This is a genomic window from Candidatus Kaelpia imicola (genome assembly GCA_030765505.1).
GTDB lineage: Bacteria > Omnitrophota > Gorgyraeia > Kaelpiales > Kaelpiaceae > Kaelpia > Kaelpia imicola.
Window position 1 is genome coordinate 45418 of the sequence record JAVCCL010000004.1, and the last position, 12869, is coordinate 58286.

Genomic DNA, 12869 nt, shown 5'->3' on the forward strand with positions numbered 1-12869 from the left:
AATATGGAGAAGAAGAAAAAAGATAAAAAGAGAGAATATCGCAATAGGAGTCTTTTAATTTGGCTTCTGGTTATGGTTTTGTTCTATATGTTTTGGCAGAGTAATGTAGATCAGGGGTTAAGCCAGATAGAGCTTAAATACTCAGAGTTTTACAAAATGTTAAAAGAGAGTCCTGATGATATAAGATCGGTTGTTAAGACCGAAAATTTAATAAGAGGTGAATTGAAAGACGGGACTGAATTTAGAGTGATGATTCCTAATGAAGACAGGGATTTCATAGTTCTTATGCGGAATAATATATCTGATTTTAGAGTAGAACCTCCTAAAACATTGCTATTACAGGTTCTTTTCTCCGTTGGACCAATTTTGCTCTTCATTGCTTTTCTTTGGTTCTTGCACCGTGGTTCAAAAGGGGGAGCAGGCAGGATATTCTCGTTTGGAAAGATGAAGACTAAGTTTGGCTTGGATGGACAGGGCAAGGTTACCTTTGATGATGTTGCCGGGGTTGCAGAAGCAAAGGAAGAGTTAAAAGAGATAATAGATTTTCTTACAGATCCAAAGAAATTTCAGCGCTTAGGAGGAAAGATTCCAAGAGGTGTTCTTTTAACAGGACCTCCTGGAACAGGTAAGACACTTCTTGCAAAGGCTGTAAGTGGAGAGGCTGGAGTTCTCTTTTCATCTCTATCGGGATCAGATTTTGTTGAGATGTTTGTTGGCGTAGGTGCTGCAAGAGTTAGAGACTTATTTGAGCAATCTAAGCGCCACACTCGTAATACCGGTAAGGGCTGTATTATATTTATAGATGAGATAGATGCTGTTGGTCGTCAGAGGTTTGCAGGTATAGGCGGAGGGCACGACGAGAGAGAGCAGACTTTAAATGCTCTTTTAGCTGAGATGGACGGCTTTGGTACTGATGAGAGTGTTATAGTTATTGCAGCAACCAATAGACCGGATGTATTAGACCCGGCACTGCTTAGACCGGGTAGATTTGATAGAATTATTATTGTTGGTAGCCCTGATGTAAAGGGAAGAGAGGACATTCTTAAGGTCCATGTAAGGAATAAGAAAGTTGCAAAAAGAGTAGATTTAAATAAGATTGCGCGTCAGACTTCAGGGTTCTCAGGTGCCGATCTTGCCAATCTATGCAACGAGTCAGCTCTTTTGGCTGCAAGGCGCGGTAAAGATGAGATTACAATGGATGAAATGGATGAATCGATAGATAGAGTTATGGCAGGTCCGCAGAGAAAGTCAAGAGTGATGAGTGAACATGAGAAAAAGCTTACCGCTTTCCATGAGGCTGGACATGCCTTAGTATCGCTGCTTTTGCCCAATGTTGAGCCGCTACATAAGGTCTCTATTATTCCTCGCGGTATGATGGGGGGGTATACGAAGTTTTTAGAAGAAGATAAAGAATATCAGACAAAAAATGAGATATTAGATAAAATTACTGTTGGTTTAGCAGGACGAGCGGCGGAGGAACTTGCTTTGGGTGAGATCTCAACAGGTGCTAGCCATGATATTGAGATTGTGACTAAATTCGCGCGTAATATGGTCTGTGTTTTTGGTATGAGTGAGAAACTGGGTAATGTATCTTTGGATAAGCATTCAGGGCCTGTCTTTTTAGGTAGAGATCTTGTTGCAGAGAAACATTATAGTGAGAAGACGGCTGAAGAGATCGATAAAGAGATAAAGACTATAATAGATCAGTGCTATCACACTGCAAAACAGCTGCTTGGAAAGAACCGTGAAAAGTTATATCTCCTGGCCAATACTCTTCTTGATAAGGAGACTTTGGAGGGGGATAGAGTAAGAAAGCTCTTGGGTATCAAAGATAAGAAGAGAGATGAGCAAAATAAGAGTTCTTGATTTAAATTTCAATGAACTCAAGAGTGAGTTTGATAGGCTTAATGTAGATATCTATGGCTCTAAGGTTATGCTTCCTAAGGGTAGTTTTCGCATTGTTAAGATAGAGAGCATTGCTTCGGTCTCTGCAAATGTGATAAAGCAGCAGATGTTATCTAATGGGGGAGATGCTGCAGTCAGCAGAAGTTCTATTGATGGAAGCAAGAAGAGAACAGGTTGCATAATTATGGGCACAGAGAAGCAGTACCAGGAGTTGATAAAAAAGCTAAGGCTTCAGCCTTGGGGATTATCTGAAGTTTCAGATAAAATTAAAGAATCTTTAAGTAGGTTTAATAGTAAGATGTCCAATATAAGTTTAGGGAGTAGTAAAATATCTTTTGGTAAGAGAACCAGGATTATGGGTATTGTTAATATTACTCCCGATTCTTTCAGCAATGGAGGTAAGTTCTTAAACTCCAGCAGCGCTGCTGAACAGATATATAGATTGGTAGATCAGGGAGCTGATATTATCGATATAGGCGGTGAGTCTTCAAGGCCTGGATCCGGTAATGTTAGAACAGATGAGGAGCTTAAGAGGGTTATTCCTGTAATAAAGAGAGTGCGTAAAAAGATTAAAGTGCCTATATCGATTGACACCCGTAAGTCAGAAGTTGCAAGGAAGGCTCTTGAGTCTGGGGCTGACATTGTAAATGATATCTCCTCATTCGGTTATGATCCTAAGATGGCCAAAGTTTTAGCAGAGTATAAGGTCCCGGTTATTCTTATGCATATGAAAGGAACTCCTAAGACAATGCAGAGAGCTCCGGAGTATAGAGACGTAATATCTGAGATCTATGAATATCTTGAGAAAAAGATTTCTTTAGCTGCTGAAAAAGGTATCAGTAGGGATAAGATCATAATAGATCCCGGCATAGGTTTTGGTAAGGGAGTGGAGGATAATATAGAGATAATCGGGCGTTTGAGAGAGTTTAGATCCTTAGGCAGACCTGTTCTGATAGGATTATCCAGAAAGTCTTTTATAGGCGGTATTTTAAAAAAATCTGTTGACGGGAGATTATATGGTTCACTAGGCAGCTATGCTTGTGCTATTATAAATGGAGCGGATATTTTGAGAGTCCATGATGTTCGTGAAACAAGAGATTTGGTAAGAGTAATAGATAGAATTAAAAGATGAAATTTATATCGCCTCTAATAGTTTTTTTAATTGAAATTGCTGTGTTATGGTTTATTTACTATAAGGTTCTTCGTTTCATAGAGACAACGCGCGGTAAGCAAGTTCTTAAAGGATTATTATTGGTCTTGATACTTTTTTTGGTTTCACAGCTATTCAACCTGGAGGTTATGCATTGGCTTCTAACAAAGCTTTTTACTATCTCCATTCTGGCATTTATAGTGATATTTCAACCCGAACTTAGACGTGGTTTGGCAAGGTTGGGTGAGTATTCACCTTTTACTCTTGCCGTGAGAGAAGAGAGAGTAGTAGATGAAATAGTAATAGCATCTTATACTCTGGCAAAGAGAAATATCGGTGCACTTATTGCAATACAACGCCAGGTAAATCTAGACCCTTTTATAGAGTCTGGCATCTTCATAGATAGTACTATAAGCGCAGAGTTATTAGTGGCTATTTTTACCCCGTATAACCCCTTACATGATGGAGGAGTTATTATTGAGTCTAATAAAATCAAAACAGCATCCTGTCTTTTTCCTTTGACTCAAAATCAAAATCTACCTAAAAGAATAGGCACTCGTCACAGGTCCGCTATCGGTTTAAGCGAGGAGACTGATGCGGTTATTGTGATTGTCTCTGAAGAGACCGGGGATGTATCTATAGCATTAAGAGGAGAGTTGTACCAGAATCTAAGTGCTGAAGAATTAGGCAGTAAGTTGCTGGTTCTATGTAGTAGGAAAATAACAAGAGAAGAAGAGGGGAGAATAGCGTCTTTAGATGAAGCTGATAGCAGCAATTAAAAGTAATTTTGGATATAAGCTGATAGCTCTACTGCTCGCCATAACTACCTATCTCTATGTTCAGGGAGAGATAGGTATTAAAGGTATTGGTTTGGGGGAGAAGTGGCTTTTAGAAGATGTAATCTCAAAAGTAGTTCCGACTAAGGTCTCTATAAAAGGAGAACCTCCTGAAGGATATGAGGTTTTAAAATCGAATATAATCCTCGCCCCAGAGAGAGTGATAATCATGGGCAGGAAAGATGATATTATGAATATTTCAGAGGTTGCGACTCAAGAGATAGATGTGCGAAAATTTACTCATACCCAGGTGTTATCCGTTTCGCTTCTGGCTTTAGAGAATGCTATTATAATGAGCTCTAAGACAGTGACTGTAGAGATCCCTATTATGTCATTACGGTAAAATCAATGAGGTTAGGTTTAAATATAGATCATGTTGCAACAGTGAGAGAGGCGCGGGGAGGAGACGAACCAAACCCTATTGAGGCTCTTCTGGCAGCTGAGGAAGCTGGCTGTGATTCTATAGTAGCACATTTAAGAGAAGACCGAAGGCATATCAACGACTCTGATGTAAGAGAGATAAGAACTAGCGTTAAGACAGCTTTCAATATGGAGATGTCAATTGCAGAAGATATCGTCAGGGTAGCTTTAGATGTTAAGCCTGATGAAGTGACTTTTGTTCCTGAGAAGAGAGAAGAGTTAACAACAGAGGGAGGACTTGATGTTTTAACTTACCAAAATAGGCTTGTCGATGTTATTCCGGAATTTAAGAAAAACAATATAAAAGTAACTCTTTTTATAGATTCGGACAGAGAACAGATAGAGGCTTCATCCAAGGTTGGTGCTGATTGTATAGAGATTCATACCGGCTCTTTTGCCGAGGCTTTTAAGAAAGGTCTTTATAGGGAAGAGTTGGATAAGATAATAGAAGGAGTTGACATGGCAAGATCGCTCAACCTCAGAGTCAATGCCGGACACGGCCTTAACTATGAAAATGTTTCTGAGATTGTTAAGATAGAAGGAATTGAATCTTTAAATATAGGACATTCAATAATATCAAGAGCAGTCTTTTCAGGAATTGAATCTGCGGTAAAGAAGATGCTTAAACTTATAAAATGAAGATATTGGCTACCGGAATAGATATAATTGAAGTTAAGAGAGTAAAGAATATCTATTTGAAATTTAAAGATAGGTTTCTAAACAAAATATTAACTTTAGAAGAGGCTGGTGAACTGGAGAGTAAAGGTAAGAGTTACTATCAATCTCTTGCAGCCAGAGTTGCAGCAAAAGAAGCAATATATAAGGCTTTAAATTCCTATGACCATAGAATCACTCCTAAGTGGAAGGATATCTCAATATATAATCAGGAGAATGGTTCCCCTGGTGTGAGGTTAAATTTTAACCTTGATCTTGGAGCAGCGATAGTACTCAGTATCTCCCATACAGACAATTATGCAGTTGCCAATGCTATATTGTTGCAGGAAGGCTGATGCAGGATAAGATATTAAGTTATTTCAAGAAGATATATCCCAGAGAGAAAGATAGCCATAAGGGCGATTACGGCAGAGTCTTTATTCTTGCAGGTTCGGCTGGAATGAGTGGCGCAGCAATCTTAGCATCGCTGGCATCTTTAAGATCTGGAGCTGGACTTGTCTATCTGGGTATACCGCAAGGATTAAGCAATATAGTTCAAGAAAAACTGACAGAGGTTATAACAATTCCTTTAAAAGAGACTAAGAGCGGTAGCATTAGTCTCTCTGCATTAAGACAGATAAGACCATTATTAAAAAAGGCTGATTTAGTATTGGTCGGCCCGGGCTTATCGCAGAATAAGCAGACTAAGAACCTAGTGCGGAGATTGATAGCTGAAGTTAAGAAACCTATCATACTTGATGCAGATGGTATCAGCTCTTTTAAAAGAAAAGCTAGGTTGTTAAAAAAGAGAAAAGCAACCTCTCTTATATTAACGCCACATCTCGGTGAGTTTTCAACTATTTCAAAGATAAAGATAGATAAAATAAAAAAAGATAGAGAGGGCATTGCTAAAGATTTTGCCAAAAAATTTAATCTTACACTTGTTCTTAAGGGTCATAATACGCTTGTTGTCAGCCCTTACGGTGATAGCTATATAAACGATAGCGGTAATCCTGGCATGGCAACAGCAGGTAGCGGTGATGTTTTATCAGGAGTAATAGCATCTTTAAGAGCTCAAGGTCTCTCTGATTATGAGGCTTCTTCTTTAGGGGTCTATATTCATGGGCGTGCAGGGGATTTAGCTCAGGAGAAGAAGACAAGTCTATCGTTGATTGCTTCAGACATCATCTATTTCTTAACCTCTGTATTTAAAGAGCTTATAGCAGGTTAAACCCACCTTATTTGTATCTCCATGTGATATATGGTATAAATGTTAAAAATGAAGACTTTTATAAAGATAGTATTAATATCGGTATGTATTGCTGTATGTTTTCAGCCTTTCTCTGAGAGCCAAAATGCTTGCAGAAGGATTAAATCTCTCGATAAAGAGATAACTCCACCTCTAGGTGTAAATACAGAGGCTTTATTTAGAAATATTTGGACATTTTTGGAAATTTTTGATAGCCCTCAAGTCCTCGCTCAAGCGTATCCAGAACTTTCTTCTCTTTGTTTTAAAAGCTTTTCAAACCGTAAAATGACCAAGGCGGAATACAATGAAGTCATTAGTCATATCTCAGGCATTTCGGGTATAGCTATAGAAGAAATTTCCGGATATGAAGATTATTCCCGGCAATACGAATATACGAAAGTGTATGATATGCTAACTTCTTTTGAGCAGGAGTTTTTGTCGGTATTGAATAAAAGCGGGAATATGGAGTCTGTATTTAGGATGGTTAAATCTTTGAGCTTTGCTGATTATGTGGCAACGCAAGCAAGGCATGTTTTAAATGAAGAGATACCGAATCGTCAGCAGATGCTGAATCTATATAACTGGATTTTATCTGGCAATGAAAATATTTCAAAAATCAGTAGGAGCCAAAATGTTATTTTGGAGAATAAAGATTTTATCGTTGAAAATGGTGAAGAAATTGTAGCATATTCATTGGTTATATTATTTGATAAAAGTCAGCAAATGATAGATGGTTGTAATATAAAATTGGAAGGGCTGAAAGATAAGGGATTAAGAGAAAAGCAATATAATGATGATGTGCAAGTTATTGAAAACACTATGAAAGAAGAAAGGTTTCTGAGAATATTTCATGCAGCATTAATATATAATTTAATAGACAGGCCTTATCTCCAGGAAAAATTACAGACAGTTAGAGCAATTATTGAAAACATGGTTATTGATCAAAATATTAAAAGCAAAGTACTCAGTCATTTCGGAATCTCCTTTCCTTAAAATTTAAAATATTTTCTTTTCATTCCTTGACAAAAACACCCCCTTTTTATACCATTTATTATAATTATCTAACTAATCAAATCTAGAAGGAGGATAAGGTATGCAGGAAGTCAAGGATATTAGAAACATCGCTATTTTAGGTCACTCTTCATCGGGTAAATCTACATTAGTTGAAGCTATGCTCTATAAAAATGGAGCCATAAGCAGGTTTGGGCGTATAGAAGATGGTAATACCAGTAGTGATTTTGCTTTTGATGAGATTAAAAAGGGAATATCTATAAATACCTCCGTCTTTAATATTGTCCAGGATTCTAAGCTCATAAACATTCTTGATGCTCCTGGTTATGCTGATTTTGCAGGTGATGCATTAGCTGCTTTAAGTGCGGCTGATTCAGTCATACTTACAATAGGGGCTCATTCAGGTGTTGAGGTTGGCACTGAGAGGAGCTTTAAAGCTGCTAGAGTAAGCAATAAGTCTGTTATTATTTTTGTCAACAAATGTGATAAAGAGGATACAGATTTAGATGTTCTTATAAATGAGATAAAAGAGAGGTTTGGTTCAAACTGTATACCATTCAATCTTCCTGATGCTACAGGATCTGGTTTGACAGAAATACATAGTATATTTAATTCTGCCGATGCTCCAGAGCCTATTAAATCTAAGCTGGATGAAATCTATAAGGGTATCATTGACTTTGCTGCAGAATCAGATGATGCACTTCTTGAGAAATATCTTGAAGGAGGAGAGCTGACAGAAGAAGAGGTATCTCAGGGACTTAAAAAGGCTGTTAGAGCAGGAACTTTAATTCCAGTTTTCTTTGGTTCTGCTTCAAAAGATCAGATTGGAGTAGAGGTTTTAACTAAGGCTGTTGTCAATCTTCTTCCTTCACCTGATGAATTAGGTGCTTTAGTAGGCAAGAAGCCTGGCAGCGATGAGGAGATGGAGAGAAGAGCGGATATTGGTGAACCTTTCAGTGCCTTTGTATTTAAAACTATATACGATGCCTACGTAGGTCAGCTTACTGTTTTTAGAATATTTTCTGGAAAACTTGACTCCGATTCTTCGTTTTTTAATTCTAGCGATGGGTCCAAAGAAAAGATAACTAAGATTTTAAGAATCCAGGGTAAGGAGCAGAGTGCTGTTGCATCTGCAAACTGCGGAGAGATAGTTGCGGTTGCAAAACTTAAAAACACAAAGACTGGCGATACTATCTGTGACGAGAAAGAGAAGATTATATTTGATTTAATAAATTATCCTGCTTCACCAATGTGTTCTTCAATAAAGCCTAAGTCTAGAGAAGACGAAGAGAAGATAATGGAAGCATTACATAAGCTTAGTTTTGAAGACCCAACCTTTAAAGTCTCTCGAGAAGAACAGACAAAAGAGCTCCTGATATCAGGGTTAGGTGACCTACATTTAGATGTTATGGTCGGTAGATTAAGCGAGAGATTTGGTGTTGATGTTGAGTTAAGTGCTCCTAAAGTGCCTTATCGTGAGACTATGACTAAGGTCTCAGAAGCACAAGGTAGATATAAGAGGCAGACGGGTGGTCGTGGTCAATATGGTGATGCTTGGCTTAGACTAGAGCCTTTAGAGAGAGATAAAGGGTTTGAGTTTGTCAATGCTATTGTAGGCGGCGTTATCCCTAAATCCTATATACCTGCAGTAGAGAAAGGTGTTAAAAAAGCTATGAAAGAGGGTGTCTTTACAGGATGTCCTGTTGTAGACGTTAGAGCTACGCTTTATGATGGTTCTTATCATCCAGTAGACTCATCTGATATGGCGTTTCAGATTGCAGGGTCTATGGCTTTTAAAAGCGCTGCTAAGAATTCCGGGATGGTTTTGCTTGAACCTATAATGGATATTGAGATAGCTATACCTGATGAGTTTATGGGGCAGATTAGCGGTGATATCAGTTCAAAGAGAGGAAGGGTTGCAGGAGTTGAGGCTAAAGGTGGTATGGAGAATATAAAGGCGCAGATTCCTATGGCTGAGATGTTTAAGTTTGGCTCCGAATTACGTTCTATTACTGGTGGGCAAGGTTATTATACTATGGAGTTTTCTCATTATGAGATCGTACCTCAGAGAGAGGCTGAAAAAATAGTTCAGAAGTCTAAAGTTGGTGAGAGAGAAGAATAAGATATGTTGCTTCTTGATATTTCGGTTGATATAATTTACCTATATTTATGAAGGAGAGAGAGTAATGTCCGGACATTCTAAATGGGCGAATATAAAGCATAAAAAAGGTGCTGCTGATGCTAAGAAGGGTAAAATCTTTAGCAAGATTGCAAAAGAGATTACTGTAGCAGCCAAAGACGGCGGCGGAGATCCAGGTGCTAATCCTCATCTGAGACAAGCAATGGATAAAGCTAAAGAAGCCAATATGCCCAATGATAATGTTGAGAGGGCGATTAAGAGAGGAACAGGGGAGTTGCCCGGGGTAAGTTATGAGCAGGTACAGTATGAAGGGTACGGATCTGCTGGGGTTGCTATTCTTGTTGAAGCGTTGACCGATAATAAGAATAGGACTACGTCTGACGTTAGGAATATATTTAGCAAGCGCGGCGGAAATATGGCCGGAGCCGGTTCTGTAGCCTGGATTTTTGCGAGGAAAGGTTTAATAATAATTTCTAAAGATGCTATGGGCGAAGATGCTCTTTTAAGTATGGTTATAGATACCGGAGCAGAGGACATGAAGACGGAGGATGGTAATTATGAGATTACTACTTCTGTAGATAAATTTGAAGATATTAAAAATAAGCTTAAGGATAATAATATTGATTATATCTCTGCTGGAATTACGATGATTCCTTCCAATACTATTAGGTTGACTGGTCAAGATGCAAAGCAGGTATTATTGCTAATGGAGGAGCTAGAGTCCCATGATGATGTTCAGGATGTTCACGCTAATTTTGATATACCGGATAAGATCATAGAAGAGGTCGTTGGTGAAGATACTGGGAGTTGACCCTGGGTTGGATAGTAGTGGATATGCTTTGATTGAATCCAGCAAAGGTTGTGATTTATCCAATCTTAAAGATGGCGTCAATATTTTAAATTTCAGCACTATAGCTCCTGATTCTAAGAAACCTCTCGAAGAGCGGCTTAAATATATACATTCAAAATTCAAGAAGCTTCTATCCGAGCTAGAGCCCGACGTCGTTGTTGTTGAAGATATATATTCCAACTCTTCTTATCCCCAGGCAGGTTTAAAGATGGCCAGTGTAAAGGGAGTTGTGGAGCTTGCGGTATCTCAGAAAAATATAAAGATAGTCAACATAGCAGCAACAAAAGTGAAGAAAACTATTATAGGGCGCGGCAATGCTAAAAAAGAGCAGGTTGCAAAAATGATGGAAGAGGGCTTTAATTTGAAAGGGGCAGGCAACTTGCACGAGTCTGATGCTTTAGCTGTAGCTTTGGCTTATCTCCTGATAACGACAAGAAAGGTTCAAGTTTTATGATCTCGAGACTTCAAGGAGCTATAAGAGATATTAGAGAGAGCAGTATCATTGTATCAAGCGGTGCTTTTGGTTATGAGATTTTGATTCCGGATTCTGTTCTGCAGGGTTTAGAGAGAGACCAGGAGATAGATCTTGTCATATATAGTTATTACCAGAGTGAAGGCAATAAGATGGTTCCTGTTTTAATAGGCTTCAGGAATTATGTAGAGAGAGAGTTTTTTGAAAATCTTATCAAGATATCGGGTATCGGTGCTAAGGTTGCAATTAGAGCGCTTAAATATCCTGTCTCTCAGCTTGCTATTGCAATTGATAGAGGAGATGAGAAATTCTTAAGTTCTCTTCCTGGAATAGGGCAGCAGAAAGCAAGGCTGATTATAGCAAGATTACAGGGTAAGGTAGGTAAGTATGCCTTGGTTCAAGAAGGTGCTAAAAAGTTATTAAAAGTAGATTCGGGTATTAGAGACGAGGCTCTCGATGTATTGCTCCAGCTGCAGTATAAGAAGAGTGAAGCTGAAGAGATGATAGATAAAGCATTTCTTAGAAATTTAGAGCCCAAGAATGTAGAAGAGCTGCTCAATGAGATATATAGAGTGAGGATAACGAATAGATGAAAGAGGAGAATATAAATAAAAATATTCAGGATGAGGAACAGATACTGAATATATCCTTAAGGCCTAAGAGATTAGGTGAGTTCGTAGGTCAGAGGCGAGTTACAGATGGTTTAAGTATAGGTGTTAAGGCTGCCTTAAAGAGGGAAGAACCGATAGACCATATTCTTTTCTCAGGTCCTCAAGGGTTAGGTAAGACTACCCTTGCTCATGTTATGGCCCACGAGATGGATTCAAATATTATTACTACTTCTGGTCCCAGTATTGATAGAGCCGGAGATCTGGTCGGTATACTTACCAATCTTAATGAAGGTGATATATTCTTCATAGATGAGATTCACAGATTATCTAAAACCGTTGAGGAGTTTCTCTATTCAGCAATGGAGAATTTTAAGATCGATTTCATTATAGATAAAGGGCCGTATGCAAGGACGATAAAGTTTCATCTTAAACATTTTACTCTTGTCGGGGCGACTACGCGTTCAGGATTATTATCTGCTCCTTTAAGGGCTAGATTCGGTATATACTACCATCTTGACTTTTATCAGCCTGATGAACTCTCTTACATTATAAAGCGTTCTGCGAGCCTGCTGGATATTCCAATTGAAGAAAAAGCGGCTTTAATGATAGCGAAGTGCTCTCGCGGTACACCGCGTATAGCCAACAGGATTTTACGTAGAGTACGCGATTATACCCAGGTTAAATCTGATGGTAGTATTACCCCCTCAATCGTATCTATTGCGCTGGAGAAAGAAGGGATTGACGATCTAGGTTTAAGCCATGTTGATAGAAGGGTACTTTCAACAATAATAGAGCAGTATAAAGGCGGTCCTGTAGGAATAGATGCACTGGTTGCAGCCCTCAATGAAGAGCCGGATACGATAATAGATGTTGTTGAGCCTTACCTCTTGAAGGCCGGATTTTTAAAGAGAACCCGTAAGGGGAGAGAGGTAACTAAACTTGCTTATAAACATTTAAAGTCTAATAAAGGTAAAGCATTTTTTTAGTCTATCTCTATGAGTAGCATCTTAATTCATATCTGCTGTGCGCCATGCGCAATTGAAGTAGTCAATGAATCCAGGAGAATGGGTTTTGATAATATTCTTGGCTATTATGCCAATCCCAATATCCATCCTTATTCAGAGTTTAAGAAAAGAGAAAAGACTCTTTTTGAATATTGTAAGTTATCTGGTTTAAGCTGTGAGTATTTAGATTGTAATCCTTATTCTTTCTTCAAAGCTCTGGCTGCTGAATATCAAAGCCCTAAGAGGTGCTGGAGATGTTGGGAGCTTAGGCTCAAATTAACGGCTAAGTTTGCAAAAGATAGAAAGATCGATAGTTTTACTACTACATTATTGATAAGTCCTTATCAGTCTCAAGAGAAGATAATTGAGATAGGCGAAGAAGCGGGCCGGGAATACGGACTTAATTTTATATCTTTGAATTTCAGAAAATTTTATTCAGAAGGTAGGCGTAGGGCGAAAGAACTTGATCTCTACAGACAAAACTACTGCGGGTGTATCTTCAGTGAGTTCGATAGAGAAGAGAGGATTAAATCTAAGAAGCAGAATACCTGAGCTGTACTATCTGTT

The 12869-nt window shown here is 38.5% G+C and carries 14 protein-coding genes; all 14 read left to right on the forward strand.

Annotated features, from left to right (window positions below):
- Window positions 1-3 precede the first annotated feature (3 nt).
- The 14 genes from ftsH to P9L98_00785 all read left to right on the forward strand — a co-directional run bounded on the left by ftsH (window position 4) and on the right by P9L98_00785 (window position 12854).
- Window positions 4-1866 (forward strand): ATP-dependent zinc metalloprotease FtsH, encoded by a 1863-nt coding sequence (gene ftsH, locus P9L98_00720; GenBank protein ID MDP8215833.1) that lies wholly within the window; start codon window positions 4-6, stop codon window positions 1864-1866.
- Window positions 1844-3037, forward strand: coding sequence for a dihydropteroate synthase (folP, locus tag P9L98_00725; protein ID MDP8215834.1), 1194 nt, complete (start codon window positions 1844-1846; stop codon window positions 3035-3037). Before ftsH ends, folP begins: the two co-directional genes overlap by 23 nt.
- Window positions 3034-3834: a diadenylate cyclase CdaA gene (gene cdaA, locus P9L98_00730; protein MDP8215835.1), complete on the forward strand. Its 801-nt coding sequence runs from the start codon at window positions 3034-3036 to the stop codon at window positions 3832-3834. Before folP ends, cdaA begins: the two co-directional genes overlap by 4 nt.
- Window positions 3812-4234, forward strand: a complete 423-nt coding sequence (locus P9L98_00735) for a CdaR family protein (protein ID MDP8215836.1) — start codon at window positions 3812-3814, stop codon at window positions 4232-4234. Before cdaA ends, P9L98_00735 begins: the two co-directional genes overlap by 23 nt.
- A gap of 5 nt (window positions 4235-4239) precedes the next feature.
- Window positions 4240-4950 carry a pyridoxine 5'-phosphate synthase gene (locus P9L98_00740; protein ID MDP8215837.1) on the forward strand — a complete coding sequence of 237 codons (711 nt, stop codon included), beginning with the start codon at window positions 4240-4242 and terminating at the stop codon, window positions 4948-4950.
- Window positions 4947-5321: a holo-ACP synthase gene (acpS, locus tag P9L98_00745; protein MDP8215838.1), complete on the forward strand. Its 375-nt coding sequence runs from the start codon at window positions 4947-4949 to the stop codon at window positions 5319-5321. The genes P9L98_00740 and acpS overlap by 4 nt, the downstream gene beginning before the upstream one ends.
- Complete coding sequence (locus P9L98_00750) at window positions 5321-6196, forward strand: NAD(P)H-hydrate dehydratase (protein ID MDP8215839.1); 876 nt, start codon at window positions 5321-5323, stop codon at window positions 6194-6196. The genes acpS and P9L98_00750 overlap by 1 nt, the downstream gene beginning before the upstream one ends.
- Window positions 6197-6244: 48 nt before the next feature.
- Window positions 6245-7207, forward strand: coding sequence for a hypothetical protein (locus tag P9L98_00755; protein ID MDP8215840.1), 963 nt, complete (start codon window positions 6245-6247; stop codon window positions 7205-7207).
- 100 nt (window positions 7208-7307) lie between these two features.
- Window positions 7308-9347 carry an elongation factor G gene (fusA, locus tag P9L98_00760; protein MDP8215841.1) on the forward strand — a complete coding sequence of 680 codons (2040 nt, stop codon included), beginning with the start codon at window positions 7308-7310 and terminating at the stop codon, window positions 9345-9347.
- A gap of 64 nt (window positions 9348-9411) precedes the next feature.
- Complete coding sequence (locus P9L98_00765; GenBank protein ID MDP8215842.1) at window positions 9412-10176, forward strand: YebC/PmpR family DNA-binding transcriptional regulator; 765 nt, start codon at window positions 9412-9414, stop codon at window positions 10174-10176.
- Window positions 10157-10669, forward strand: coding sequence for a crossover junction endodeoxyribonuclease RuvC (locus P9L98_00770; GenBank protein ID MDP8215843.1), 513 nt, complete (start codon window positions 10157-10159; stop codon window positions 10667-10669). Before P9L98_00765 ends, P9L98_00770 begins: the two co-directional genes overlap by 20 nt.
- Window positions 10666-11280, forward strand: coding sequence for a Holliday junction branch migration protein RuvA (gene ruvA, locus P9L98_00775; GenBank protein MDP8215844.1), 615 nt, complete (start codon window positions 10666-10668; stop codon window positions 11278-11280). Before P9L98_00770 ends, ruvA begins: the two co-directional genes overlap by 4 nt.
- Window positions 11277-12284: a Holliday junction branch migration DNA helicase RuvB gene (gene ruvB / locus P9L98_00780; GenBank protein MDP8215845.1), complete on the forward strand. Its 1008-nt coding sequence runs from the start codon at window positions 11277-11279 to the stop codon at window positions 12282-12284. Before ruvA ends, ruvB begins: the two co-directional genes overlap by 4 nt.
- 9 nt (window positions 12285-12293) lie before the next feature.
- On the forward strand, window positions 12294-12854 hold the full coding sequence (locus tag P9L98_00785; protein ID MDP8215846.1) for an epoxyqueuosine reductase QueH: 561 nt from the start codon (window positions 12294-12296) through the stop codon (window positions 12852-12854).
- Window positions 12855-12869 lie beyond the last annotated feature (15 nt).

What these genes read in the sequence shown, in the direction of transcription:
- ftsH (MDP8215833.1), top strand. Translation starts at nt 4, where the DNA reads ATGGAGAAGAAGAAAAAAGATAAAAAGAGAGAATATCGCAATAGGAGT.
- folP (MDP8215834.1), top strand. Translation starts at nt 1,844, where the DNA reads ATGAGCAAAATAAGAGTTCTTGATTTAAATTTCAATGAACTCAAGAGT.
- cdaA (MDP8215835.1), top strand. Translation starts at nt 3,034, where the DNA reads ATGAAATTTATATCGCCTCTAATAGTTTTTTTAATTGAAATTGCTGTG.
- P9L98_00735 (MDP8215836.1), top strand. Translation starts at nt 3,812, where the DNA reads ATGAAGCTGATAGCAGCAATTAAAAGTAATTTTGGATATAAGCTGATA.
- P9L98_00740 (MDP8215837.1), top strand. Translation starts at nt 4,240, where the DNA reads ATGAGGTTAGGTTTAAATATAGATCATGTTGCAACAGTGAGAGAGGCG.
- acpS (MDP8215838.1), top strand. Translation starts at nt 4,947, where the DNA reads ATGAAGATATTGGCTACCGGAATAGATATAATTGAAGTTAAGAGAGTA.
- P9L98_00750 (MDP8215839.1), top strand. Translation starts at nt 5,321, where the DNA reads ATGCAGGATAAGATATTAAGTTATTTCAAGAAGATATATCCCAGAGAG.
- P9L98_00755 (MDP8215840.1), top strand. Translation starts at nt 6,245, where the DNA reads ATGAAGACTTTTATAAAGATAGTATTAATATCGGTATGTATTGCTGTA.
- fusA (MDP8215841.1), top strand. Translation starts at nt 7,308, where the DNA reads ATGCAGGAAGTCAAGGATATTAGAAACATCGCTATTTTAGGTCACTCT.
- P9L98_00765 (MDP8215842.1), top strand. Translation starts at nt 9,412, where the DNA reads ATGTCCGGACATTCTAAATGGGCGAATATAAAGCATAAAAAAGGTGCT.
- ruvA (MDP8215844.1), top strand. Translation starts at nt 10,666, where the DNA reads ATGATCTCGAGACTTCAAGGAGCTATAAGAGATATTAGAGAGAGCAGT.
- ruvB (MDP8215845.1), top strand. Translation starts at nt 11,277, where the DNA reads ATGAAAGAGGAGAATATAAATAAAAATATTCAGGATGAGGAACAGATA.
- P9L98_00785 (MDP8215846.1), top strand. Translation starts at nt 12,294, where the DNA reads ATGAGTAGCATCTTAATTCATATCTGCTGTGCGCCATGCGCAATTGAA.